Genomic DNA, 24,677 nt, shown 5'->3' with positions numbered 1-24,677 from the left:
CAAGGTCAGCGCGGCTTGATTGTAAAGGCCGGCGAGCGGTTCGGCTGCGTCGTCACCACGCCGATCGGCAACACCGGTTCCTTGTCTGCCAGCGCGACGCGAAACGCGCCGATGATCTTCGCGAGCGCGAGCGTCGCCTCGACCAGCGCGAAATGCGCGCCGATGCAGACCCGCGCGCCGACGCCGAACGGCAGATAGGCGAAGCGATCCGGCGGCGTCCCCGTCATGAAACGCTGCGGCACGAACGCATTCGGATCGCGCCACAGTCTTTCATGCCGGTGCAGCAGCCACGGCGCGATCAGGATTACGTCATGCTTCCTGACCGGCCGTCCCGCAATGGTATCGGGACCACCGGCCGCGCGCGCGATCAAAAACGCCGGCGGATAAAGTCGCATGGTCTCGTCGACCACCGCGCGGGTGAATTTCAGCCGCTCGATGTCGAGCGCGCCGTTTGTCGCCGCCGTCCTCACTTCTGCTGCCAACTGCTCCTGGGTCTCGGGATCGAGCGCCAGCAGATAGAGCGCCCAGAACAGCGCGGTCGCGGTCGTCTCATGGCCGGCGAGAATCATGGTGGCGACCTGGTCGCCGAGCTGGGCATCGGTGAAGGCCTCACCGGTTTCCGGGTCGCGCGCGGCGCCCATCAGGTCGAACAGGTCGCGGGCCGGTGCATTGTCATTCTTGCCGGCGGCACGGCGCTCGGCCACCAGCTGACCGACAAACGCAGTCCAGCGCTTGCGGAAGCGAGCGCGCCGGAAGTCCTGCGGGGTCGGCCAACCCAGGGGAAGTATCAGGTCCAGCATGTGCGGCCGCGCCAGCGTGTCGCCGTACTCCATCACGAAGTCGCGCAGCGCGGCGCCGTGGCGATCCATGCCGAACGAGAACATGGTGCGGCCGGCGATCTCCAGCGTCATCCGCTGCATCACCTCACGCAGATCGACCGGGCCGCTGCTCGCGGCCTTCAGCTTGGCGATGGTCTCGTCGACCGCCGCGATCATGTAGGGCTCGAGCGTCGTCACCGCGCGCGGCGTGAATGCCGGCGCCAGCGTGCGGCGCTGATGCTTCCAGGCGCGGCCCTCGGCGATCAGCAGTCCCTCGCCCAGCATCGGGCGCAGCACGCGAAGGCCGGCCGGCGTGCGGTGGTAGTTCTCGTAATTGTCGACCAGCACGTGGCGGATCGCATCAGGGGTGTTGAGGATGAAGCTCGAGCGGCCGATGAAGCGGCCTTGCACGATGTCGTCCTGATAGGCGCGCTGGCCCCAGGTCTCGATCGGCGAGTTGCGCATCGCCCGCATGCGCTGAAGCCCGGTCATGTCGTCGGGCGCGCGCGGCGGGGCGGGCGGGACCCGCGGACGCCGCGTGACCGAGATATCGTAGACTTCGGCTGTGCTCATGGTCCTCGCTTCCTGCCTCACGCAACGGCCGATCCGGCCATGCGATCCCGGCGCCATGAAGGCGCGCGGACCCTTTCACAAGCCTAATAAGTCAGCTCGGCAACCGCAATCCGGTTCTCCGAGGCCGGCCAGGCCCGCATCACAATGCGCTCCGTGTTGAAGATTGCGGCGATCGGACGGCCGATCTCGGCCGCGCTGAGCCGCAATGTCGTCACCGCATCGGTCGGCACGCCCGACTTGACATCGGCCGGCTCCTTGCCGTCGAACAGCACGACATCGCGCGGTAATCCGAAATAGCCGCGCGGCCGCGACATCAGCACGATGGCGCCCGCGCCGGCATCCGCTGGCGCGAGCGGCCGCGCCGCGCGCAGATGCACGATCTCGGAGGAGCGCGGAAACGGCGAGCGATAGATATGCGTCGTCACCGCGTCGGCAGAGGTCAGCACGAATTCGAGCGGCCAGGACGGATCGACCTGCGCCGGCCCCCAGCGGCCGTCGGCGCCGGTCTGCGAGCTGTGCAGAGGGCCGCCGATCCGCTCACCGGTCTCCGCCGCCACATGATAGATGTCGACCGTGGCGCCCGGCACCGGCCGGTTGGTCGGCACCCCGCCGGGCGTGCCCGTGACGAGGCCGCTCAACCTCACCGACTGCTCCGGCGCGATCTCGATCCGCGACGGCTCGTGCCCGGCGATGAACTTGTAGATCTCGCGGAAGGCACGCGGATGATAGGCGGTCTCGCGATGATCGACCGCGCCGAGCACCAGATTGGTCGCGCCCTTCAGCGCCGGACCTTCTGATGTGACGTTGGTCGGCGTGCCCGGCTTGCCGATGAAGCGGCCGTCGGCTTGCGCATATTTGTCGAGACCGTCGCTGCGCAAGGTCAGGAATGCGGTGCCGACCGTCACCTCGCTGTCGCCGTCGTTCAGCCCGCGCAGGAACGGTCCGCGGCCGTTGAACTCGTTGCCGAGGCCGTCGTCCGATGCATAGACGCCGTGGTTGGGCGTGCCGCACAGCACCGCGTGGCTGATCTCGCCGCCACCACCGTTCTTGACGAAGTTGCGGATCGCATTGCCGCCGCGGGAATTGCCGACCAGCGCGATGCGCGCGGCGCCGGTGTTCTGCTTCAGCTCCCTGACCGCCTCGGCGAGCGCGCGGCGCTGATCCTCGGTCGAGGAGCGGTTTGCCTGCTCGACCTTGTCATCGGCGCGCGCCAGCGGATCGGTGAAATTGATCGTCGCCATCCGCTCGCGCGGCACGCCGTTGGATTCCATCCGCCACAGCGTCGTGAGCCAGAGCGCGGCGTGATCGCCATTGCCGTGCACGAACAGGATCGGCGGCAGGATCGGCGGAATGTCGGCCGCGGGCGCCGGCTGGGCTAGCGCCGGGGCGCTGAGCCGGCCGACTGACAGGGACAACGCGCCGGCCCCTTGCAAAAATCTCCGCCGCGATAGCGCCATCGGTCCCCTTCCCCAAGCCTTTCAGGGCTTTAGCTGTGTCCTACATCAGCCAAATATACCGTAATCGCTGGACAGGACACGCGTTTGCCGGGCATCAGTTGATGCAGCCGGAATCATTTAACAAGCCATAGCAGGCCAACCGGAATCGGATATGACCGAACCGCGTGATCGATCAGACAGTATCACTGCACCATTACGGTATTCTATCTTCCGGCGCATCTGGCTCGCCAGCCTGCTCTCCAATCTCGGCATCCTGATCCAGGGCGTCGGCGCCGCCTGGGCGATGACCCAGATGACCGCCGAGGCCGACAAGGTGGCGCTGGTGCAGACCGCGCTGATGCTGCCGGTCATGCTGATCTCGATGCCGGCCGGCGCCATCGCCGACATGCATGATCGCCGCGTCGTCGCGCTGGTGTCGCTCATGATCGCGCTCTCCGGCGCCACCACGCTGACGGTGCTGGCCTGGCTCAATCTGGTGACGCCGAACAGCCTGCTCGCACTGTGCTTCGTGGTCGGTAGCGGCATGGCGCTGTTCGGTCCGGCCTGGCAATCTTCGGTCAGCGAGCAGGTGCCGTCGGAGACGTTGCCCGCCGCGGTGGCGCTGAACGGCATCAGCTACAACATCGCGCGCAGCTTCGGTCCGGCGATCGGCGGCATCGTGGTGGCGTCCGCGGGCGCGGTGGCAGCATTCGCGGCCAACGCCGTGCTGTATCTGCCGCTGCTGGTCGTGCTGTTCCTGTGGAGGCGCGTCAGCGAGCCGTCGCGGCTGCCGCGCGAGCGGCTGAACCGCGCCATTGTCTCGGGCGTCCGCTACATCACCAATTCGCCGTCGATCAAGATCGTGCTGACCCGCACCATGGTGACCGGCATCATCGGCGGCTCGGTCTCGGCGCTGATGCCGCTGGTGGCGCGCGACCTGCTGCATGGCGGCGCGCAGACCTACGGCATCATGCTCGGCGCGTTCGGCATGGGCGCGGTGATCGGCGCGCTCAACATCAGCGAGATCCGCAGCCGGCTCAGCGGCGAAGCCGCGATCCGCGTCTGTGCATTGACGATGGGCGCTGCGATCGCGGCCGTGGCCGTGAGCACGCAGCCGGTGATCACGGCTGCAGCCCTGGTGGTTGCCGGCGCGGTGTGGATGCTGGCGATCGCGCTGTTCAATATCGGCGTGCAGCTCTCGGCGCCGCGCTGGGTCGCAGGCCGGTCGCTGGCGGCCTTCCAGGCCTCGATCGCCGGCGGCATTGCGATCGGCAGCTGGTGCTGGGGCCGCATCACCGATCTCGGCGGCGTCGAGATGGCGCTGTTGATCTCGGCCGGCCTGATGCTGCTGTCCCCGGTGCTCGGCATCTGGCTCAGGATGCCGCCGATTGGCGCGCGCAACGAGGACGCCACCGATATGCTGGCCGATCCCGAGGTGCGGCTGCAACTGAGCGGGCGCAGCGGACCGCTGGTGGTCGAGATCGAATACCGGGTGGCGCAGGACAAGGCCCGCGCCTTCCACAATGTGATGCAGGACGTGCAGCTCAGCCGCCAGCGCAACGGCGCCTATGGCTGGTCGATCGCGCGCGACATCGCCGACCCCGAATTGTGGACCGAGCGCTATCACTGCCCGACCTGGCTCGATTTCCTGCGCCAGCGTAACCGCGCCACCCAGATCGAGCGCGAACTGCATCAGAAGGCGGCCGACTTCCACATCGGTGCCGAGCCGATCCGGGTGCGCCGGATGCTGGAGCGCCCGTTCGGCTCGGTGCGCTGGAAGGACGAGACCCCGGACCGCGCCGCCAAGGAGGTGATTCCTGTGGTGGCGACTGCGGCGGGGAGCAGTACGTAGTCTCCTTCGTCATTCCGGGGCGATGCGAAAGCATCGAACCTGGAATCTCGAGATTCCGGGTTCATCGCTCCGCGATGCCCCGGAATGACAATGACTGAAGCTACTGCCCGTTATCGATGAGCGTCTGCTGGCAGGCCTTGCTGAGGCGCCCGCGATGCTCCTTCAGGCAGGCCAGCACGGCCTGATCGCCCTCGCCGAGATGGGCGCGGCAGAACCGCGAGGCATCGCGGGAACAAGCATCGCGCCCCTGCTGCTGTGCCGAGGCAGTCGACGCCAGCAGAACCAATGGTACGACGGCGAGCAGAAATCGGGTCATCGCTCAAAGCCTCTAAGGAATGCACCGCCGGTTCTATAGCGTTTCAGCGCTGCGAAGAAGCTTGAAACGGCGGAGCGTCCTGGCCCGTTCCGCCCCGAACCAGGCATGCGCCTCGCCACCGCAGATATGGCCTGCGCACTGTGACAGCCATCACGCAGGGACAAGCCGCACTTTTTCTTGTCGTTCCGGCGTCCTGTTGGGATCGCGTTAAGACCTTGTTGGCATTAATCGCTCGTTACGGCTGTGGCGTATCCTTAAGTTCCGAGAGAGTGTGTAGCGATGCGTAGTGCGTTGGGCCTGATGCTGGCCAGTGTTGTAGCGGCGATCGTGATCGCCGGCGTGTGGTTCTGGACCTCCTCCCCGCGTGCCGACGCGGCGCCTCCGCAGACCACGGCCGCAAGCCAGGCCGATCCGCTTCCTGCCGCGGCGAAGCAAGCCGCCAGGGACGATGTCGAGACGACCGCCGCGCTGTCGAAGCGCGCCGATGCCACCCAGGCAGCGGCGCCGGCCGCCGTCCCCGCACCGGCGCCGATGCCGGCCCCGGTCGCGGCAATGCCCAAATGCAACAATGCCGACGCGCTCGGCATCAGCCGCACCGTCGTGGTCGACACCACGGGCGGCCCCGGCTTCGGCTTCCTGCAGTACAAGCAGTACGACTTCCTGACCGACCATGAGGTCGTGCTGACCTTCGACGACGGCCCGTGGCCGACCACGCCCGCCGTGCTCAAGGCGCTGGCGGATGAGTGCACCAAGGCGGTGTTCTTCCCGATCGGTCTGCACACCACCTATCACCCGGACATCCTGCGCCAGGTCGCTGCCGCCGGCCACACCATCGGCGCCCATACCTGGTCGCATGCGCATCTGGCCGGCAAGAAGATCACCGAGCAGCAGGCCAAGGACGAGATCGAGAAGGGCTTTAGCGCGGTGAAGCTGGCGCTCGGCGCCAACCCCGCCCCGTTCTTCCGCTTCCCGGCGCTGGCGCATACGCCGGCGACCACGGCCTATCTCGGCACCCGCAACATCGCGATGTTCTCGGTCGACGTCGATTCCAACGACTTCAAGTCGAAGAACTCCGACGAGGTGATCAACAACGTGATGACCAAGCTCGACAAGGAGCACAAGGGCATCATCCTGATGCACGATTTGCAGAAGCACACCGCGCAGGCGCTGCCGACGCTGCTGCGCAAGCTGAAGGCGGGCGGCTACAAGGTGGTCTGGATGAAGGCCAAGACCCAGATCGAGACGCTGCCCGAATACGACGCGATGATGGCGAAGACCGAGAAGCCGGTCGCATCGGGCCGGCCGATCGGCAACGTCGTGCAGACCGTCGCCGAGTAGCGGAGCCAACGCACAGAACACGCTCAACGCAAGGCGCCCCCGGATCCGATCCGGGGGCGCTTTCGTTTTCGGATCGCGCCATCGCGCCCAGTGGGGAGGCTGCCACCAAAACAGCGAAAACAACCCCATGCAAAGGAGCTGAAAGGTGTCTTGCTACCAGTAAATCCCGTGACGATGCAGCTCGCTGATGATGCGGCCCTCGGTCCAACGCCGCGCGTGGCGGCGATGGCTCGACCGGTGCGCGGTTACCCGCTGCGCGCCTGCCGGCCCGGCGTCGGGACGGCTAGACATTGGCGTGCTGGGCCGGCGCCACGCCTCCGATGATGGCCCAGGAATAGATTCGTCGGTCTGGCCTTCTCCTTCACGATGCCTGAACTCCGGAAAACTCAGTGAGTGCATTTGAACAAGGTTGCGTACGGCCCGGCACCAATGGCTTGGCGAATACGGCCGCCGAAAAGCTCCGTTCGCTGATCCCGGCGCCTGGAGCGATGGCTTATCCGTTCCTGCTCGATGCATTTCATCGCGCGGTCCAGATGGCGCGTCGCGCATGGCGTCGCGGCCGCGATCATTCTCGTCTACGTCGCGTTTCATCTCACCAATCATCTGCTGGGTTGGCCCGGACCTGACGTGCATGCGGCCGTGATGAAGCTCGGACGCACGGTCTATCGATCGTCCGTGATCGAACCCATCTTCGTCAGCCTGATGCTATTCCAGGTCGCCATCGGCGTGCGGCTCGCCTGGCGCTGAAGCGCGGTGCGGCGCAAGGAGTGCTCGCGCCGGGCCGGTCATCCGTTCAAGCGCAGCCACTTGGCGGGCATTGAACGCGAACAAAATCTCAACCATGAACCCGCCGTCAACGTGGAGAACGATGACGGGCCTAACGCTCGTCCCGCATATATGGGCTTCGCTGGGAGACGAGTCGTAAGTCTTGGTCCGCGGCAATCGTCTTCGTCCCGTGCATGTGCGGCACGTTCGCCGGATTGCCCCACAAGCTCCAAGCAATAGCGCCACTGGCAAGTATTCCACCGCAGATCGCCAAAAGGTCCTGCCTCATTGCGCGCCTCCATATACGGTCGGCAACCTCGAAGCATAAATCAGGCCACGCCCGACGAGCACGGCAGGCCGAGGGCATATGATGGATCCCTGATTTCGGAACCGCACAATCTGCTCAAATCCGCAGCCGATAGCCTAGCAAATCAGCTTGCTGGGACTGCCCTGACCGAATCCGGCGCGGGAATATTGTATTGTTGTCCACAGTGGGTATCGCGCAACACCGCGCGGGTTGGAATCGCCGTAAAGTATGTGCGGGCTGTTCCCACTTGAACCCGTTAGCGGTTCAATGCCTTTCGTGGCGGTGACGCCGATCGAGCATTTGCCAGACAATTGTAACGCATTGCGACTTCATTTCTAGAACCAATGGCGCGGCTGGCGTGGACCTATTTCGAGCTGAGAAGATCGCCACGGTCCCGGACCGATCACATCATGACTGCCGCTTTTGTGGAGCTACACTCACCCTTGTCAGAACAATCATGGAATCTGAAAGCGGGATTGTCATTCATACGTTTGAATGCCCACGGTGTGGGGACCGTACTTGGACCGACTAAAGGTTAGCAGGAAGCACAAGATCGAGGTCAATCGCTCACCACAACCAGGACAGCACCGATCCTCATAATAACGCCAGCGTCCTGCCTGGTGTTGAAGTTGCGCAAGCGTGTAGCGTTCACCGCTGCGCACAGAGCTTCCCTAAACTGCGCTAGACAGTGCGCCGATCGGTCTATGCGGAACTCGCCAAACCGGCCCGAGCCAACGGTCAAAGCTCAACGTGACGGCGGCCACATCGCGCAAAAGTTCCCTGCGTAACTTCTTCGCACATCATCACCACTCACTTGCCTGCAGGCGTGGCAACTGCTGGATTTATATGCTGCGAACTCGTTGCCAAGAAGTCACGCCATCGAACCGAATGGATAGCTGGCGTCATTATCGTGGCGGCGCTCGCGCTCGCAGCTTATTGGTGAGGGATAGATGGGGCGGCATTTTTCTGAGCCTCGCAGTTTGTTTCTAGTGCGTTCATTGAACAGAGCTCGAGTTGGCAAGAAACCAATTTCAGATGTCATGGAGCATGTCGCGAAATGAATTTTGATTATCAGTCTAGCGCCAATCATTCAGGCCATACGGAATCCGCTATGCCCGCTGCCGCTCAAGCGGATGGAAGCCAGAACAAGACGCGCTTTGGATTCAAGGCGACTGACCTCATCGTCTACCCTGCGCACGGTGTCGGTCAAATCGTTGCGATCGAAGAGCAGACTGTAGCCGGCGCCTGCCTCGAGTTCTTCGTCGTCTATTTCGCGAAGAGCAAGATGACACTACGCGTTCCAACGAGCAGAGCGGCCAAAACCGGAATGCGTCGGTTGTCCGACCCCAGCACCATCCAGCAGGCACGACGAATCCTGGGTCAACCACCTCATAAGGCGCGGGGCAATTGGTCCCGGATTGCTCAAGAGTACGAAAGCAAGATCAATTCGGGTGACATCGTTGCAATTGCCGAAGTGATGCGCGATCTCCACCGGCGTGCTGCAAGCCCTGACCAGAGCTACGCCGAACGGCAGCTCTACACGACGGCCGTTGATCGCTTGTCCGAAGAAGTAGCTCTTGTTAGCGGCATGACCGAACAAGAAGCGGCGAAAGAGTTGGAAAATGCGATAGCCACCGAAGTCAGGCGCAGCGCCTAATTGAGGCTTCTCGAACCAATCGCTGTTCGCCTGAAACGAGCCCAGCGAGAGCGCAAGCCGGGCCTTTAACCTCAGCAAACGGCCTCAGCGTCCGGCAGGAAGCTGAGGCCGAGGAGCGCCCGTGGGGTAAGGGAAAGATTCTGGACACTCCCAAGGTCACCTAAGACTGCCGCTCGCGTGATGGGCATTTGCATATGTAAATGAGCGCTCTGATTTCCCCAGGGACGGGGCCGCGCCAAACGAAAAGGGGCCGTGTGCGAGACGGCCCCTTAACCGGAAACATTCTGAAATGCCGATCTTAATGAAATAACCGGCAGCGAAAATCCTACTTCCATTCGCAATCGCAGCAATTCCGCAGAAATAGCTACTCCGATAGAAGTAGGTCCGGACTTGCAAGCGTCACGCTGAAATCCAGCAGATTGCAGGCCATCGGCCTCAATTTGAAGCGAACTTGGATTGAAGCGAACTTGGAGCAGATGACTTTGAAACCCCGCGACAACCCGATCGGCACGAGGCTGTCACCCATCTCTTAGGTACGTTTCGTTACCCATGTCTCCGGGCCGGACATCTGAGAACTGGTGCCGCAAGAGGGACTCGAACCCCCGACCCCGTCATTACGAATGACGTGCTCTACCAACTGAGCTATTGCGGCGAACCGTTCGGGCTGCTGCCTCACAACGCGTGCCACCTGATATCGGGCATGACCCCGATTGGCAAGATGACGCGGGTATTTAACCGCCCGTCGGTTATCTACCCGCGAATTAGCTTCCCAAACGTGACAGAAATCCGCGCCAGCCGCCCACCTGGGCCTTGGGCGGGCCGATTTGTTCCGCAAATTCGTCGACCGGGCCGTCCTCGTCGACCCCGGGGTCGTCGGGGGCCCGTACGATCGGGATCACGGCCGGGATCGGCGCCGGCGGCGCCTTGGGCAGATCGGTCCGGGAGCGGAACAAGGGCGCCGGCGCTGGGGGCGCCGGTTCGGTAGCTGCCGGAGGCGGCGCCGGCTCAGGCGCGGCCGGCTCGGCCGGGGCGAGCTCGGCCTCGATGGCCGCGGGGACCGGGGCGTTATCCTGGGCCGTCGGCGGGGCCGGCTCCGCAGGCTTGATCTCGGCCGGCTTCACCTCGACCGGCTCAACCGGCTTGACTGCCTCCGGCGGTTTGGCGGCCTCCGGCTCGCTGGCCAGCTCCCTGGGCGGCTCCTTTGGCGGCTCGACACGGCGCGGTGCCAGCATCGCCTCCTCGAACGGCGAGGGCTCGATCGCATGGCCCTTGTCGGACGGCAGCGCCGCCACCGGCGTCTGCCACTGGAAGGCATCGAGGCGGCCGGTGACCGGCGAGACCGGACGCCAGCGGTCGGAGACATAGCCGTCGGCGGTCCACACCGGATCGTGCAGCGCGCGCACCGCGCGCAGGGTCCAGGCCCGCGCCCGGCCGCTGTCGCCATGCTCGGTGCGCTCGATCTCGGCCATCAGCAGCGCGACGCGCTGCGTCGGCGCCGCAATGAACGGCTCCAGCGCCGCACGCGCTTTGGCGAATTCGGCGGCGTCGATCGCGGCGCGCGCGATCGCCAGCGCGCCCTCGATATGGCCCGGCGTCTTCGCCGCCAGCGTCTCGACCCGCACCAGCCGCTGGCGCGCGGAATCGCCGAGCCGGACGTGCGAATAGGCGTCGGCGAGATCGGGATGCGGCTGCTTGAGCCACGCGGTCTCGACGATGCGCATGGCGCGGCGCACCTGATGCGCCTCGCTCTCGAACTTCGCGGCGAGCACGGCGGCCGGGATCAAGGTCGGCGCCAGCTTGACCGCCTCCATCGCGCTCGCGCGCGACAGATCGCGATCGATGGTCTCGAACTCCAGCGCGCGCGCCGTCAGCAGCACGCCGCGCTGCCGCCGATAGGTCGCCTTGTCGATCAGCCCGGCCGACTGGTTGTTGTCGATGATCGACAGCGCGCCCGCCCAATCGCCCTTGGCGCAGCAGAAACCGAGCACCGCATGGGAGGCCCATGACGACGACGGCGACAGCTTCAGCGCCTCCTCGGCAATCATCACGGCCGCCACCGGATCGTCGGCGCGCTGCGCCTCGATGAACAGGCCGCGCAGGCCGAGCAGCCGCGTGTCGGCGCGCTCGGCCATGGCGCGGAAGGCGCGCTGCGCGCCCTCGCGGTCGCCGTCAAGCTGCGCCGATTGCGCGTGCAGCAGCAGCGCCAGCGGATCGCTCCCGGCATGGCGCCGCGCCATCTCGGCATGCGCACGTGCGCCTGCGGAATCGCCATGGCCGATCGCGAGCAGGCCTTGCGTGATGGCGTGACGGCCGCGTGCCTGGCGCCGCTCGCGCCGGCCGCGGCGGATGTGGCCCGGGATCTTCCATAGCCCGCGCAGAACGACACCCGCGACCATCGCAACGACGATGACGAGACCGAGCAGATACATCGGCTGTTTCGAGGTCAGCCGCAAGCCGCCCCAATTCAACACGAGATCGCCGGGCTGATCGGCCAACCAGGCTGCACCCGCTGCAGCGAGCGCGATCAGCAGCAGGAACAGAATGATCCGGATCATCAAGAACCTATGGCAAGAAGCTATTGATTGACGGTGGCGAGCGCCGCCATGGCGTTGTCGGCAAATTTCCGCGACGCGTCGAGCGCGGCGCGGCGTGCGTCCACCTTGGCGAGCCAGGCCTGCGCCGCGGTGCGATCGGCCGGCGGCAGCGACTTCAATTCACGCTCGGTCAATGCGAGATCATTGTGCACGGCGGCCGATGTCACGCGCGCGACGATGCTGCCGCGATCGGTCCCGGTGCCATCGGCCCGCTCGATGCGGATCAGCTTGGAGGCACCGGCCTGCAGACGATCGACCAGGCCCGCATTCGCCGCCGCAGCGTCCGGCGCCGGCGGCGCGAGCTGCGGCACGATCTCGATCAGCTCGCGGCACAGCGCGGCCGGGTTCGGTACACCTGATGCCGCAAACGTCTCGAGCGGCTTCAACACCGCGGCATCATCCGCGAGCGCCTTGGCGGCTTCGAGTGCGGAGCCGTAGGGATCGCCATGACGAACCGCACTATCGAGGAGCGATGCCGCGACCACGCGGCGCAACGGCACGTCGTCCGCCTTCGCCTCGGCCTTGGTGTCGGCGATCTTGCTGTCCTGCCTGGCGATCGCGGCGCCCTGCGCCTTCAATGCGCCCTCGACCTTGTCGATGCGCGCCGTGATCCCGGAGATGTCGGGCGCAACCGCGCCGTCGCGCGGCGCGGCCTTCGCGTCATTGACCGCAGCGGCAAGCTTGTCGGATTGCGCTCGCGTTGCGGCGAGCTCGGCGCGGAGCGCGGCGATCGACTTGTCGAGCGCCTCGAGCCGCGCCGTTGCCGCGGGATCGGCGGCCGCAGCAAGCGGCCGGCTCGCCTTTGACTCAAGCGCGCTGACGCGGGCGCCAAGCTCGTCGAGCGTTGCGGCACCGGGTTGCGCCACGGAGGGCTGCTGCACCGCGGGCCAGCCGAGCAGCCAGCCGACCCCAATCACAAGGGCTGCCGCCACGGCGCCGGACAGCGGCGCCACCACCCAGGGCGATACCGGCCGCGCCGGTTCGGCGTCCGGTACCGCGGAAGCGGTCTCACGCTCGCGCTCCGCTTGAGGCGCAGCGTCGGGCTGGGGCTCCACCCCCAGGGCCGCGGCGTCCACGGACGGCTTGCCGGTATCCTCGCCGGCATCTTTGCCGGGCTCTTCGGTCGCCTCGGCCTTCGGCGGCTCGCTGCTGGAGATTTCGGTCGCCTGAAGATCGATGGTCGGCGGCGCGCGCTTGGGCCGGGAATCCGGCGAAGGTCCTGTGTCGTCGGGCCTTTCTTCAGCCATCGCAGAGGGTCCTCAAAACTATTGGCCGCACATTGTAGCAGAATCGGCGCCAGTTCTTAGAGCACGATCCGAAAAACCGAGCATTGCCTAACATCATGGTCAGACGAAAGAATTAATCCAGTCACGGCCGCATCGTGCGCACCAGCGCCTCCAGCAGGGACGCCTCATCCGGCCGCGCCGCCACCACCACCTTGGTCGCACCGGCGTCATGCAGCACGGAGGCGACCGCCGCCGAGATGCAGCATTGTGGCAGAGCCAGCGCCGAGATCTCGACGCCGTCGGCCCTGACGGCGTCGAGGAACGCCTGCGCGCTGCGGCGGGAATAATGCAGCACCGCCGTGATCCGGTTCGCCATGAAGGCATCGCTGACCTCCCTCGGCAAGGCGGCCACCGGCGCCATCCGGTAGGTGGTGTGGGTGACGACGCTCAAGCCCTGTTCGCTGAGCTCGCCGGCGAGATCGCGCGACAGGTCGGCGCCGGCGAGATAGAGCAGCGTCGACGACGCCGCGAGTTCGCCGGCCTTGACCCGCGCCAGCACGAGATCGCGCAAGCTCACCGCGTCGCGCGCCACCTTCCCCTTGGCCACGATCACCCTGTCAAAGCCCGCGGCGCGCGCGGCATCGGCGGTGTGCGCGCCGACCGCGAACAGCGGCAGACGCAACAGCCGGCTGGCCGCGAGATCGAGCGCGCGCAGCGCATTGGCGCTGGTCAGGACGACGGCATCATAATCCGCATCATCGTCATGGAACGGCAACGGCTCGAAGCGCAGCACCGGCGCCGCGAGGGCGTCGAAACCGCGCTGGCGCAGCGACGCGAGCGTCGCCTCACTGTCCGGATGCGGTCGCGTGACAAGGATGGTCACGGGGTCAGGTCTCCAGCCTGATAAATTGGACCTGCAAATTGGGCCTGGCCGACCGATTGCACTTTCAGACCTCGCAATGCTACCCCGGAGGGGACATTTTGATGAAACATGATCCTGCCGGAAACCGGTTCCGGCCTGTCCGGATCATGCTGGTAGCACAAGGGCCGAATTTGGCACACGAACCACCGATGCTGGTGCTGGGGATCGAGACCACCTGCGATGAAACCGCAGCCGCCGTGGTCGAGCGCCAGGCGGACGGGCAGGCAAGGATCCTCTCCAACGTGGTGCGCTCGCAGACCGACGAGCACGCCCGCTTCGGCGGCGTGGTGCCGGAGATCGCGGCGCGTGCCCATGTCGACCTGCTCGACGGGATCGTCGACAACGCGATGAAGCAGGCCGGCGTCGGCTATGGACAATTGTCGGCGGTCGCGGCCGCCGCCGGCCCCGGCCTGATCGGCGGCGTGATCGTCGGCCTCACCACCGCGAAGGCGATCGCGATGGTGCATGACACGCCGCTGATCGCGGTGAACCATCTCGAGGCGCACGCGCTGACGCCGCGGCTGACCTGCGCGCTGGCATTTCCCTACTGTCTGTTCCTGGCCTCCGGCGGGCACACCCAGATCGTCGCGGTGGTCGGCGTCGGTGACTATGTCCGGCTCGGCACCACGGTCGACGACGCGATGGGCGAGGCGTTCGACAAGGTGGCGAAGATGCTGTCGCTGCCCTATCCCGGCGGACCGGAGGTCGAGCGCGCGGCCGCCGGCGGCGACCCGACGCGATTTGCCTTTCCGCGCCCGATGCTCGGCCGGCCCGATGCAAATTTCTCGCTGTCGGGATTGAAGACCGCGGTACGCAACGCGGCGAGCCGGCTTGAGCCGCTCGAACCGCAGGACATCAGCGATCTCTGCGCGAGCTTTCAGGCCGCGGTGCTGGAAGCGACCGCGGATCGGCTGACCGTCGGACTAAAATTGTTCGAGGAGCGGTTCGGCACGCCGCGCGCGCTGGTCGCGGCCGGCGGCGTTGCCGCCAACCATGCGATCCGCAGCGCGCTACAGGAGGTCGCGGCGAAAGCGCAGACCACGCTGATCATCCCGCCGCCGGCGCTGTGCACCGACAATGGCGCGATGATCGCCTGGGCCGGCGCCGAACGGATGGCGCTCGGCCTCACCGACACGATGGAAGCACCGCCGCGCGCCCGCTGGCTGCTCGATGCCCACGCCAAGGCGCCGGCCGGCCACGCCAACAGCCGCGCCGGATATTGAACCGAGGGTTTCGATGCCCGCGCATAGCTCAGTCAGCGTGATCGGGGCCGGTGCCTGGGGCACGGCATTGGCCGAGGTCGCGGCGCGCGCCGGGCGCAAGGTGACGCTGTATGCGCGCAATGCCGAACATGCCGCTCAGATCGAGGCAACGCGGGTGAATCCAAAGCTGGCCGGTGTCCAGTTTCATCCCGGCATCGTCGTGACGCCGGATATCGCTGCGGCCGCACGCGCCGACATCATCCTTGCCGTCACCCCGGCGCAGCATTTGCGCGCGGCGGTCGGGCACCTTGCGCCGCACCTCAAAGCTGACACGCCTGTCATCGCCTGCGCCAAGGGCATCGAGCACGGCACGCATAAATTCATGACCGAGGTGATCGCGGAGGCCGCACCGCACGCCACACCTGCGATCCTGTCGGGACCGAGCTTTGCCGACGATGTCGCGCGCGGATTGCCGACGGCGGTGACGCTGGCCGCGAACGACGAGGCGTTGGCACGGGCGCTGGTGCAGGCGCTCGGCTCGGCGACCTTCCGGCCGTATCACACGACAGACGTGCGCGGCGTCGAGATCGGCGGCGCGGCCAAGAATGTGCTGGCGATCGCCGCCGGCATCGTCGTCGGCAAAAATCTCGGCGCCTCGGCGCTGGCCGCGCTGACCACCCGCGGCTTCAGCGAGCTCGCACGATTGGGCCGCGCCTGCGGCGCGCGCACCGAAACCCTCGCCGGCCTGTCCGGGCTCGGCGATCTCCTGCTCAGCTGCTCGACCGCGCAATCGCGCAATTTCGCGCTCGGCCTCGCGCTCGGACGCGGCGAGGCCGCGCCGGTCGGCAAGCTCGCCGAAGGCGTGTTCACCGCTCCCGTGCTGTGCGAGATCGCCGCGACGCAGCAGGTCGATATGCCGGTGTCGAACGCGGTCGCGGCGATCCTCAGTGGCCGGCTGACCATCGATGCCGCGATCGAGGGCCTGCTGACGCGGCCATTCAAGGCCGAGTAACGCACGTCGCGGCTGCGCGAGGCGGTGTGGCGCGCACCCATCGCAAAACTGCGCCGCGCCGGCGTGATCGCCGATCTCAACGTCTATGAGGGGCAGTCCCAATGAGTGCTGATGCCCGCGCTTGTCGCGGGCATCAGGCTGCCTGTAGATTGCCGCGCAATCGACGTTGAGGAACGGGGTGAGTCGCGATGAATTACTGGCTGGTGAAATCCGAACCGTCGACCTGGTCGTGGGACCAGCAGGTTGCCAAGGGCGCCAAGGGCGAGGCCTGGACCGGCGTGCGCAACTTCACGGCGCGGCAGAATCTGGTCAACATGAAGAAGGGCGACAAGGCGTTCTTCTATCATTCCAACGAAGGCAAGGAGATCGTCGGCATCGCCGAGGTCGTCAAGGAAGCCTATCCCGATCCGACCGACAAGACCGGCAAGTTCGTCTGCGTCGACATCAAGGCCGACAAGCCGCTGAAGACGCCGGTGACGATGGCCGCGATCAAGGCCGACAAGAAGCTCGCCGACATGGCGCTGGTGAAATATTCACGGCTCTCGGTGCAGCCGGTGACACCAGAGGAATGGAAGTACGTCTGCAAGATGGGCGGGCTGTAGGCCTTCGCCGGGACGACGATAGAGGATGCGGCGGAACCTACGCCCCCGCCGCCATCACCACCTGCGCCAGCAATTGCTCGCGCTTGGACTGGGTGCGGTAACCGCCCATCGTCGCGGCGAAGCGTTCGAGGATGCCGTCCTCGAAGGCGGTGACGATGGTGTCGTGGACGTAGCTCTTGCGGCAGATCGCCGGCGTGTTGGAGAGCTGGTCGGCAGCGGCGCGAATCGCGTCCAGCACCTGGCGCTTGCGGCCGCGCTGGCTGGCAGCCGGCGTGATCCGCGACAGCGATTCCACCACGACGGCCGACGCCATCAGGGTGCGGAAATCCTTCAGCGAGATCTTGATGCCGGCGAGTTCGCGCAGGAACGCGTTCACCGCGGTGGTCGAGGCGGCGCGGACGACGCCGGAGCGGTCGTAATACTGGAACATGCGCTTGCCCGGGACGTCGCGCAGAATGCCGATCGCGCGCACCAGCTTGGCCGCGTCGCATTCCTTGCGCACCGCCTTGCCACCCTTGGCCTTGAAGGTCAGCACCAGGCTGTCGTCTTCCAGCGTGACGTTGGATTTCAGCAGCGTGGTGGCGCCGCGGGTGCCGTTGAGACGGGCATAGGATTCGTTGCCGGGCCGGATCGCGGTGCGCGCGATCAGCTCGATCACCGCCGACAGCGCGAACTCGCGGGTCGGCTCGTCGCCGGACAGGAATGCCGAGACCTTGCGCCGGATCTTCGGCAGCGCCGCCACCAGCTTGCCCAGGCGATGCGCCTTGCGCTGCTCGCGGACCTTCTCCCAATCGGCGTGATAGCGATATTGCAGCCGGCCGGCCGCATCGAGGCCGACCGCCTGCAGATGCGTGTTCGGATCGGTGGAGTAGCGGACCTGGCGATAGGCCGGCGGCATCGCCATCGCGTGCAGCCGGCGGATGGTGCGGGCGTCGCGGACGCGCGAGCCGTTGGCGCGAACGAACGAATAGGTCTTGCCGCGCTTGACGCGGCGGATGGTCAGCTCGTTCTGGTCGCCGAGCCGCAGGCCGAGATCGCGGGCCAGTTCCTCAACCGAGGTCTTGATGGCGGCGGGAGCGTCGAGCTTGATCCTGGACGGCTTTGCCTGCGGCGGCTTCGGCCACTGGCCCAACGCCTTCGCCAGGGCGACAGCGGGATCGGCGGACATGGGCCGCACAGCCGCGATGTTCTGCTGATCCACCATATTTACCAGACGCCTTGTTCCGCTGTTCTCCCGGTAATGCCGTTGCTTTGGGCTTCGTTCCGGTGGGCCGTCCGGCCCGGTTTCGCGATTTAGGGCGTCAGGGCTGACATTGCGAGTCGCGAATCGGTTATTGGAGGTCTCTAAATACCTTTCATGGGTGCCATTCGCCCGCTAACCTTGATTTTGGCCCCTCCAGCATCCGTCAAAATGGCGGGACTGCGGGCCGGAACCCATGCAGATGGGGCCATTACGGACGCTCTTCCGCGTCGAACAGGTCAGAGATCATACCGCTTCTCGCGACGCTGCCGGATGCCGGCAGCATCGACCGGCCGCACGGCTTGCCCGCCGGCAGGGATGACTGCCGTGCGACAAACGACGCCTCGACGCGTTCAGGCCGAGGATGCCGTCACCGACGCAATCAATTGTTGGCGCAGATCATCACGGCGGCCGATCGTTCGCTCCATCGCGCGTTATCAAGATCGGGGGCGGCCGATCGTCGTCGGATCCGGCATCGTTGCGATGGCTGATCCACGGCGCACAGGGCAACGTCACTACGACCAAGAGACCAGTGACCCGGAACGAACGATGTCGCATAGGTTTCCATCGTCAGTGAGGCCGGTAAATCGTCCCATCACATGCAGAAGCCGGCGGGATACCTATAGCGTCGACCAACGGCTTGGACGCGACGAAAGTGACAGTCCTTTTTCCTTGCCGGGCCGGAATGCGCCAACGCATAATCGCGGCAATGATCAAGACGGCTTGAATTTAAAAGGCTTGCCGGCGCGTCGTTTGCGATCGGCAATGAGTGGAGGAAAGCGATGTCCGAGAAGATCTATGACGTGTCGGCCGACTGGGCCAAGCGCGCTTATGTCAACGACGCCAAATATCGCGAGATGTACGCGCAGTCGGTCAAGGACCCCAACGGCTTCTGGGGCGAGCACGGCAAGCGGATCGACTGGATCAAGCCCTTCAGCAAGGTCGAGAACGTCTCCTACGCGCCCGGCAACATCTCGATCAAATGGTTCGAGGACGGCGAGCTGAACGTCGCCTGGAATTGCATCGACCGCCATCTGGACAAGCGCGGCAACCAGACCGCGATCATCTGGGAGGGCGACGATCCCTCCGAATCCAGGCACATCACCTATCGCGAGCTGCACGACGAAGTCTGCAAGATGGCCAACATCCTGCGCACGCGGAACGTCGGGAAGGGCGACCGCGTCACGATTTACCTGCCGATGATTCCGGAAGCGGCCTACGCCATGCTGGCCTGCGCGCGGATCGGCGCCATCCACTCGGTGGTGTTCGGCGGCTTCTCGCCGGACAGCCTCGCCCAGCGCATCAAGGACTGCGACTCCAAGGTGGTGATCACCGCCGATGAAGGCCTGCGCGGCGGCAAGAAGGTGCCGCTGAAGGCCAATGTCGATGCCGCGATCGCCAAAACCGGCGGCGTCGACTGGGTCGTGGTGGTGAAGCGCACCGGCGGCAAGGTCGAGATGAACCCGACGCGCGACCTCTGGTACCACGAGGCCGCCGAGATGGTGACATCGGAATGCCCGTGCGAGCCGATGAACGCGGAAGATCCGCTGTTCATCCTCTACACATCAGGCTCGACCGGCACCCCGAAGGGCGTGCTGCACACCTCGGCCGGCTATCTCGTGTTCGCCTCGATGACGCATCAATACGTGTTCGACTATCACGACGGCGACATCTACTGGTGCACCGCCGACGTCGGCTGGGTCACCGGCCACAGCTACATCCTCTATGGGCCGCTCTGTAACGGCGCGACCACGCTGATGTTCGAGGGCGTGCCGAACTACCCCGACAATTCGCGCTTCTGGAACGTGGTCGACAAGCACAAGGTCAACATCTTCTACACCGCGCCGACCGCGATCCGCGCGCTGATGCAGGGCGGCGACGAGCCGGTGACGAAGACCTCGCGCAAGTCGCTGCGCCTGCTCGGCTCGGTCGGCGAGCCGATCAACCCCGAAGCCTGGGAGTGGTATCACCGCGTGGTCGGCGAGGAGCGCTGCCCGATCGTCGACACCTGGTGGCAGACCGAGACCGGCGGCATCCTGATCACGCCGCTGCCCGGCGCAACCAAGCTGAAGCCGGGATCCGCGACGCGGCCGTTCTTCGGCGTGGTGCCTGAGATCGTCGACGCCGAAGGCAAGACGCTGGACGGCGCGACCGAGGGCAATCTCTGCATTGCCAAGTCGTGGCCGGGCCAGATGCGCACCGTCTATGGCGACCACGCCCGGTTCGAGCAGACCTACTTCTCGACCTACAAGGGCAAGTATTTCACCGGCGACGGCTGCCGGCGCGACGCCGACGGCTATTACTGGATCACCGGCCGCGTCGACGACGTCATCAACGTGTCCGGTCACCGCATGGGCACCGCGGAGGTCGAGAGCTCGCTGGTCGCACATGCGGCGGTGTCGGAAGCCGCCGTGGTCGGCTACCCACATGACATCAAGGGCCAGGGCATCTACGCCTATGTCACGCTGATGAAGGGCACCGAGCCGACCGAGGCCTTGCGCAAGGAGCTGGTCGCCTGGGTCCGCAAGGACATCGGCCCGATCGCCTCGCCGGATCTCATTCAATTCGCGCCCGGCCTGCCGAAGACCCGCTCCGGCAAGATCATGCGCCGGATCCTGCGCAAGATCGCCGAGGACGAGCCGTCAAGCCTCGGCGACACCTCGACCCTGGCCGATCCCGCCGTGGTCGACGACCTCGTGCAGAACCGGCAGAACAAGAAGTAACCCGGCGACGCCAACATCAAGACATGCGGCAAGGGCCGTGCGCGACCACCGCCGCGGCCCTTCGCTTTTTGTCGCGCGATCAGACGTCGGCGGCCTCGAAACGCTATGGGATTGGGCATTTCACGGGATTGTCAGAGGCAAGGCGCCATTGCGGCGCGTTTGTGGCCAAGTGTTGTTTTCAAGTCATTTACTTTGATCCGAAGTTTTCCTTTTCTCCCGCCATCTGGATGTGTCGCGCGGCCGGCGTGAAACCACCCGGTTAAGACACGCGGTTAATATTGCGTGCGTGAGACCGGCGGGCCCGGTTTTTTCAGGGCTCTGCATCTTCGTTTTTGGCTTCCTCGCGGGAGCTGTTGGGAAGTGGAGAGATTGATGTCGATGAAGTTTGCGGTGGCGCTGGCTGCCACCCTCGGTGCTGTTGTCGTGATGTCGCAGACGGCCGAAGCGCGGCCGGAAATGGTCGGAATCCACGCCGACAATTATGAGCCGGGCACCATTGTGGTGAAGACCAATGAACGGCGGCTCTATCTCATTCTCGATTCCGGCCACGCGATGCGTTACCCGGTCGGCGTCGGCAGGTCCGGCAAGCAGTGGGGCCGGCACCACCAAGATCGACGGCAAATATCGCAACCCGGCCTGGTCGCCGCCCGCCGAGGTCAGGCGCGACAAGCCGAGCATGCCGGACGTGATCGCCGGCGGCTCGCCGCGTAACCCGATGGGCGTCGCCGCGATGACGCTGGCCGGCGGCGAATACGCCATCCACGGCACCAACGTGCCGGGCTCGGTCGGCGGCTTCGTCTCCTACGGCTGCATCCGCATGCTGAACACCGACATCACCGACCTCTATTCGCGCGTCTCGGTCGGTACCACGGTTGTCGTCACCCGCTGATCAAGCGCAACGTTACCAGAGAAAGCCGTGCCGACGCGCGGCTTTTTTGTTTGGCTAGCCTGGTTTGACCCAGGCGGCCAGAGCCGATGAGTTTTGCTTGAATCGGCTTGGCTCGCTCTCGCTTCACCTCTCCCAAGGGAGAGGTGCACTTCCGACGCCGCTCCGGATCAGCCTAATCTCATCAGACTCTAGCGCGCAAAATATCCGCACCAGCCGAAGCGATGGCCGCCATTGTAGGCGCGGGCGTGACCGGCCGCGAGCAGCGCGGCCGAGACGTTGTCGGTCTTCTTCGTTGCGACGTCGGCGACGACGCGTCCCTGATATTTGTCGGGACCGACATTGTAGATCGCGACATCGCCCTGACCGAGCAGATCGCGCAGCGCCACCGTCGCGGCTTGCGCCATTTGCAGTTCGCGCGCACAGGACGCCTTCAGCTCCGGCGCATCGATGCCGCGCAGCCGCACCCGCGTGTACAGATCGGGGCCCGGCGCGAGATGCACCCGCGCCTCGAACGTGTCGCCATCGATCGTCCTGATCACATCGACACGATGCCGCGCGTCGGGCGCGCCGGCCCGCTGCCAGACCACATCGCTGTCGCGCGACCGGTTCAACGACCAGTGCGACGGCAGCGGCATCCATTGAGGCGCCCATTGGCGGATCGGCAATGTGCTGCCGACGGCGATGCCGAGCACGAACACCCATGGCAGCGCCGCCGAGACACGGCGGCCCCACGGTGAGCGGCGGAAGGGCGGACGTCCCGTCCCACGATAAGGATTTATTCTCTCGTATGGGGACATATTCCCAGACTGGCCCGAGTCGGACCGTCAGGCAAGACCACGCAAAGACCCCTCAAAAATCCGAGGCGATGCCCTTGGTCTCCCAATCGCCGTAACGCGTCGGTTCCGGTCCCTTCGGGCCCTGGAATTCCTTCGGCCGCGCGGCCGCGTTCTGCGCGGCTAATTCCTCGGCAGCCTTGCGCCGCGCCGCGGCTTCGGCAAGCGCACGCTGAGCGGCCGGCGTCAGCGGCTTGCGCGGCGCGGGTTCCGGCGGCGTCGGCACTGGCGTTTTCTCAGACATAGCGGGCCTTCTTGGCGAACGTTTCTCGGCAAAACTTTCTGCCTGCGAGTTTCGTATCTTCGTGCCGACTCAGTGACGACATCACGATCAAGAAATCCGCAAGCCGATTCTTACATTTGGCATATTCGCATGCCAGAGCTGTTTTCGAGTTGATGGCATGAGCCGAATGTAACTCAGCACCTTCGAGATATCTCCGCTCCATGCCTCCTTCAAGATTTGCAGTTCCTGCCGAAGTCCCCGGTCTCGCGGCGCGCCGCATCGCAGCCGACATCCTCGACGGCGTGCTGCACAAGCACCGCACGCTCGACGATCAGCTCGACGGCGCCGGCGCGCATCCCGGCCTGAAATCGCTCGCCGATCGCGATCGCGCGCTGATGCGCCGGCTGGTCTCGACCATCCTGCGCAAGCTCGGCACGCTCGGCCATCTGCTGTCGCGGCTGCTCGACCGCGGCATCCCGACCGATGCGCCGCGCGCGCAGAGCGCGCTGTTGATCGGCGCCGCGCAGATCCTCTGGATGGACGTGCCCGATCACGCCGCGGTCGATCTGTCGGTGCGGCTGGTGCAGTCGGACCGGCGCGCGGCGAAATATGCCGGGCTCGTCAACGCCGTGCTGCGCCGCTGCGCACGCGAGGGCCAGGGGCTGATCGACGAGATCAGCACGCAGTCGCTGGACCTGCCGCCGTGGATGCTGGCGCGCTGGAACGCACATTACGGCGAGGCCACCGCGCGCGACATGGCGCTGGCGCTCGGCCACGAGCCGTCGCTCGACCTCACCGTGAAGTCGGACGCCGCACAATGGGCGAGCCGCCTGCACGGCGAGACGCTGCCGACCGGAACCGTGCGCACGCTGCTGCAGGGTTCCGTCACCATGCTGCCCGGCTTCGCCGAGGGCCAATGGTGGGTGCAGGACGCCGCCGCGGCACTACGGCGCGGCTGTTCGGCGACATCAAGGACAAGGCGGTCGCCGATCTCTGCGCGGCACCCGGCGGCAAGACCGCCCAGCTCGCGCTGGCCGGCGCGCAGGTCACCGCGATCGATCGTTCGCCGGCGCGCGTCGCGCGGCTGCGCGACAATCTCACCCGGCTGGCGTTGCAGGCCGAGACCGTCGTCGCCGACGCCGCCGAATGGCCCGTGGAAGCAGCGAGGTTCGACGGTATCCTGGTCGACGCGCCCTGCACCTCGACGGGAACCATCCGCCGCCATCCCGACGTCGCCTGGCTGCGCCAGGAGGCGGACATCGCCGCGCTGTCCGCGCTACAGAAGCGGCTGCTGCAAAAGGCGATCCATCTGCTGAAGCCCGGCGGCACGCTGGTCTACTGCACCTGCTCGCTGGAGCCGGAGGAAGGCGAGCACGCGATCGCCGCGCTGTTGGCCGGCGAATCGGGCCTGCGCCGTGCGCCGGTCGACAAGGGCGAGGTCGCCGGCCTCGACGACATCATTACCGCCGACGGCGACCTGCGCACGTTGCCGAGCCATTTGCCCAACGCCGACCCGCGGCTGGGCGGCCTGGACGGCTTTTACGCGGCCCGGCTGGTCAAGGCCTGATTTTAAGCTTCGGTCTTCTAGGCTCCAGATGCTTCGTGAAGTGATTCGTGCGGTATCAAGAGGGGGTCTTGTCGATCAAGATGGTGTCTTGGCCGCGTTTCCGGATTAAATAAGGATTCGTTGAAAATTCCCTCCCCGCAAGGTTAGGCGTGTCCGTCGCTCAAAGCAGACGCATCTCGACGCTGATTGCTGGCCGCTTCGCCCGCAGCATGCTCGCGCGCGCCAGCGGCAGCACGGTGGCGCTGTCGCGGCTGTGGCCCGGCCGCACCGACCGGCTGATCATCGCCCCGCACGATCTGCGAACCGCCGACGCCACCCGCGCCGCCGAGATCTATGCCGGGCGATTCGTGTTCGCCGGCAAGATCGTCACCTGTCACGGCCGCTCGATCTTCGATCTCGAGCCGCCGTCGGAGGATTGGGAAGCCGCGCTGCTCGGCTTCGGCTGGTTGCGCCATCTGCGCGCCGCCGACACCGCGCTGACCCGCGCCAACGCCCGCTCGCTGGTCGACGACTGGATCTCCAACCAGGCCCGCCGACGGCCGCTGGAACGCCGCGCCGACGTGCGCGCGCGGCGGGTGATCT

At 65.9% G+C, this 24,677-nt stretch carries 17 protein-coding genes, 1 tRNA gene and 3 pseudogenes; 11 read left to right on the top strand and 10 right to left on the bottom strand.

What is annotated here, in order from left to right; all coding sequences use genetic code 11:
• Positions 1-5 precede the first annotated feature (5 nt).
• Both ACVIW0_RS00105 and ACVIW0_RS00100 read right to left on the bottom strand, forming a co-directional pair.
• Entirely contained in the window at positions 6-1,391 is a 1,386-nt protein-coding gene (locus ACVIW0_RS00105; RefSeq protein ID WP_461350459.1) for a cytochrome P450, read from the bottom strand.
• Positions 1,392-1,474: 83 nt separating this feature from the next.
• Positions 1,475-2,848 carry a hydrolase gene (locus ACVIW0_RS00100; protein ID WP_461350458.1) on the bottom strand — a complete coding sequence of 458 codons (1,374 nt, stop codon included), beginning with the start codon at positions 2,846-2,848 and terminating at the stop codon, positions 1,475-1,477.
• A 151-nt stretch (positions 2,849-2,999) separates the two neighbouring features.
• On the opposite strand from ACVIW0_RS00100, the gene ACVIW0_RS00095 reads away from it, so the two are divergent.
• Positions 3,000-4,679, top strand: coding sequence for an MFS transporter (locus ACVIW0_RS00095; RefSeq protein ID WP_461350457.1), 1,680 nt, complete (start codon positions 3,000-3,002; stop codon positions 4,677-4,679).
• A gap of 100 nt (positions 4,680-4,779) precedes the next feature.
• Here the strand turns inward: ACVIW0_RS00095 and ACVIW0_RS00090 are convergent, their stop codons facing one another.
• The gene (locus tag ACVIW0_RS00090; protein ID WP_461350456.1) at positions 4,780-4,995 is read right to left on the bottom strand and encodes a hypothetical protein; all 216 of its coding nucleotides are present in this window, start codon (positions 4,993-4,995) and stop codon (positions 4,780-4,782) included.
• A 279-nt stretch (positions 4,996-5,274) separates the two neighbouring features.
• On the opposite strand from ACVIW0_RS00090, the gene ACVIW0_RS00085 reads away from it, so the two are divergent.
• The 3 genes from ACVIW0_RS00085 to ACVIW0_RS00075 all read left to right on the top strand — a co-directional run bounded on the left by ACVIW0_RS00085 (position 5,275) and on the right by ACVIW0_RS00075 (position 9,062).
• The gene (locus ACVIW0_RS00085) at positions 5,275-6,333 is read left to right on the top strand and encodes a polysaccharide deacetylase family protein (protein ID WP_461350455.1); all 1,059 of its coding nucleotides are present in this window, start codon (positions 5,275-5,277) and stop codon (positions 6,331-6,333) included.
• 510 nt (positions 6,334-6,843) lie between these two features.
• Positions 6,844-7,080 carry a hypothetical protein gene (locus ACVIW0_RS00080; RefSeq protein WP_461350454.1) on the top strand — a complete coding sequence of 79 codons (237 nt, stop codon included), beginning with the start codon at positions 6,844-6,846 and terminating at the stop codon, positions 7,078-7,080.
• 1,382 nt (positions 7,081-8,462) lie between these two features.
• Positions 8,463-9,062 (top strand): CarD family transcriptional regulator, encoded by a 600-nt coding sequence (locus ACVIW0_RS00075; protein WP_461350453.1) that lies wholly within the window; start codon positions 8,463-8,465, stop codon positions 9,060-9,062.
• Between the two features lie 576 nt (positions 9,063-9,638).
• Here ACVIW0_RS00075 and ACVIW0_RS00070 read toward each other — a convergent pair.
• The 4 genes from ACVIW0_RS00070 to ACVIW0_RS00055 form a co-directional block, all read right to left on the bottom strand.
• Positions 9,639-9,714: transfer RNA gene (locus ACVIW0_RS00070), tRNA-Thr, on the bottom strand.
• A gap of 109 nt (positions 9,715-9,823) precedes the next feature.
• Positions 9,824-11,617 carry a heme biosynthesis HemY N-terminal domain-containing protein gene (locus ACVIW0_RS00065; RefSeq protein ID WP_461350452.1) on the bottom strand — a complete coding sequence of 598 codons (1,794 nt, stop codon included), beginning with the start codon at positions 11,615-11,617 and terminating at the stop codon, positions 9,824-9,826.
• 20 nt (positions 11,618-11,637) lie between these two features.
• Positions 11,638-12,903 carry a COG4223 family protein gene (locus tag ACVIW0_RS00060; protein ID WP_461350451.1) on the bottom strand — a complete coding sequence of 422 codons (1,266 nt, stop codon included), beginning with the start codon at positions 12,901-12,903 and terminating at the stop codon, positions 11,638-11,640.
• 121 nt (positions 12,904-13,024) lie between these two features.
• Positions 13,025-13,765 carry a uroporphyrinogen-III synthase gene (locus tag ACVIW0_RS00055; protein WP_461350450.1) on the bottom strand — a complete coding sequence of 247 codons (741 nt, stop codon included), beginning with the start codon at positions 13,763-13,765 and terminating at the stop codon, positions 13,025-13,027.
• A 188-nt stretch (positions 13,766-13,953) separates the two neighbouring features.
• Here ACVIW0_RS00055 and tsaD point away from each other — a divergent pair, with 188 nt between their 5' ends.
• The 3 genes from tsaD to ACVIW0_RS00040 all read left to right on the top strand — a co-directional run bounded on the left by tsaD (position 13,954) and on the right by ACVIW0_RS00040 (position 16,620).
• Positions 13,954-15,027 (top strand): tRNA (adenosine(37)-N6)-threonylcarbamoyltransferase complex transferase subunit TsaD, encoded by a 1,074-nt coding sequence (tsaD, locus tag ACVIW0_RS00050; protein ID WP_461350449.1) that lies wholly within the window; start codon positions 13,954-13,956, stop codon positions 15,025-15,027.
• Positions 15,028-15,040: 13 nt separating this feature from the next.
• Positions 15,041-16,018, top strand: a complete 978-nt coding sequence (locus tag ACVIW0_RS00045; RefSeq protein ID WP_461350448.1) for an NAD(P)H-dependent glycerol-3-phosphate dehydrogenase — start codon at positions 15,041-15,043, stop codon at positions 16,016-16,018.
• Between the two features lie 188 nt (positions 16,019-16,206).
• Positions 16,207-16,620 carry an EVE domain-containing protein gene (locus ACVIW0_RS00040; protein ID WP_461350447.1) on the top strand — a complete coding sequence of 138 codons (414 nt, stop codon included), beginning with the start codon at positions 16,207-16,209 and terminating at the stop codon, positions 16,618-16,620.
• 37 nt (positions 16,621-16,657) lie between these two features.
• Here ACVIW0_RS00040 and ACVIW0_RS00035 read toward each other — a convergent pair whose 3' ends face one another.
• Positions 16,658-17,824, bottom strand: coding sequence for a DNA topoisomerase IB (locus ACVIW0_RS00035; protein WP_461350446.1), 1,167 nt, complete (start codon positions 17,822-17,824; stop codon positions 16,658-16,660).
• Positions 17,825-18,642: 818 nt separating this feature from the next.
• Here ACVIW0_RS00035 and acs point away from each other — a divergent pair.
• Both acs and ACVIW0_RS00025 read left to right on the top strand, forming a co-directional pair.
• Complete coding sequence (gene acs / locus ACVIW0_RS00030) at positions 18,643-20,583, top strand: acetate--CoA ligase (protein WP_461350445.1); 1,941 nt, start codon at positions 18,643-18,645, stop codon at positions 20,581-20,583.
• A gap of 372 nt (positions 20,584-20,955) precedes the next feature.
• A pseudogene (locus ACVIW0_RS00025) lies at positions 20,956-21,472 on the top strand (L,D-transpeptidase).
• A 188-nt stretch (positions 21,473-21,660) separates the two neighbouring features.
• On the opposite strand, the gene ACVIW0_RS00020 reads toward ACVIW0_RS00025, so the two are convergent.
• Both ACVIW0_RS00020 and ACVIW0_RS00015 read right to left on the bottom strand, forming a co-directional pair.
• Complete coding sequence (locus ACVIW0_RS00020) at positions 21,661-22,269, bottom strand: thermonuclease family protein (RefSeq protein ID WP_461350444.1); 609 nt, start codon at positions 22,267-22,269, stop codon at positions 21,661-21,663.
• 52 nt (positions 22,270-22,321) lie between these two features.
• Complete coding sequence (locus ACVIW0_RS00015; protein ID WP_461350443.1) at positions 22,322-22,549, bottom strand: DUF1674 domain-containing protein; 228 nt, start codon at positions 22,547-22,549, stop codon at positions 22,322-22,324.
• A 200-nt stretch (positions 22,550-22,749) separates the two neighbouring features.
• On the opposite strand from ACVIW0_RS00015, the pseudogene ACVIW0_RS00010 reads away from it, so the two are divergent.
• Both ACVIW0_RS00010 and ACVIW0_RS00005 read left to right on the top strand, forming a co-directional pair.
• Positions 22,750-24,095 (top strand): annotated as a pseudogene (locus tag ACVIW0_RS00010) (RsmB/NOP family class I SAM-dependent RNA methyltransferase).
• A gap of 149 nt (positions 24,096-24,244) precedes the next feature.
• Positions 24,245-24,677 (top strand): annotated as a pseudogene (locus tag ACVIW0_RS00005) (heparinase); the annotation flags it as partial.

The sequence above is a fragment of the Bradyrhizobium sp. USDA 4454 genome, assembly GCF_054822705.1.
Note: the sequence above shows the minus strand (reverse complement) of the source record. Positions and strands in the feature narration are given on the sequence as shown.

Coding starts and splice junctions, on each gene's coding strand:
- ACVIW0_RS00105 (WP_461350459.1), bottom strand. CDS start 1,391: ATGAGCACAGCCGAAGTCTACGATATCTCGGTCACGCGGCGTCCGCGG.
- acs (WP_461350445.1), top strand. CDS start 18,643: ATGTCCGAGAAGATCTATGACGTGTCGGCCGACTGGGCCAAGCGCGCT.
- ACVIW0_RS00085 (WP_461350455.1), top strand. CDS start 5,275: ATGCGTAGTGCGTTGGGCCTGATGCTGGCCAGTGTTGTAGCGGCGATC.
- ACVIW0_RS00045 (WP_461350448.1), top strand. CDS start 15,041: ATGCCCGCGCATAGCTCAGTCAGCGTGATCGGGGCCGGTGCCTGGGGC.
- ACVIW0_RS00065 (WP_461350452.1), bottom strand. CDS start 11,617: ATGATCCGGATCATTCTGTTCCTGCTGCTGATCGCGCTCGCTGCAGCG.
- ACVIW0_RS00090 (WP_461350456.1), bottom strand. CDS start 4,995: ATGACCCGATTTCTGCTCGCCGTCGTACCATTGGTTCTGCTGGCGTCG.
- tsaD (WP_461350449.1), top strand. CDS start 13,954: ATGCTGGTGCTGGGGATCGAGACCACCTGCGATGAAACCGCAGCCGCC.
- ACVIW0_RS00040 (WP_461350447.1), top strand. CDS start 16,207: ATGAATTACTGGCTGGTGAAATCCGAACCGTCGACCTGGTCGTGGGAC.
- ACVIW0_RS00080 (WP_461350454.1), top strand. CDS start 6,844: ATGCATTTCATCGCGCGGTCCAGATGGCGCGTCGCGCATGGCGTCGCG.
- ACVIW0_RS00035 (WP_461350446.1), bottom strand. CDS start 17,824: ATGGTGGATCAGCAGAACATCGCGGCTGTGCGGCCCATGTCCGCCGAT.
- ACVIW0_RS00015 (WP_461350443.1), bottom strand. CDS start 22,549: ATGTCTGAGAAAACGCCAGTGCCGACGCCGCCGGAACCCGCGCCGCGC.
- ACVIW0_RS00095 (WP_461350457.1), top strand. CDS start 3,000: ATGACCGAACCGCGTGATCGATCAGACAGTATCACTGCACCATTACGG.
- ACVIW0_RS00060 (WP_461350451.1), bottom strand. CDS start 12,903: ATGGCTGAAGAAAGGCCCGACGACACAGGACCTTCGCCGGATTCCCGG.
- ACVIW0_RS00020 (WP_461350444.1), bottom strand. CDS start 22,269: ATGTCCCCATACGAGAGAATAAATCCTTATCGTGGGACGGGACGTCCG.
- ACVIW0_RS00075 (WP_461350453.1), top strand. CDS start 8,463: ATGAATTTTGATTATCAGTCTAGCGCCAATCATTCAGGCCATACGGAA.
- ACVIW0_RS00100 (WP_461350458.1), bottom strand. CDS start 2,848: ATGGCGCTATCGCGGCGGAGATTTTTGCAAGGGGCCGGCGCGTTGTCC.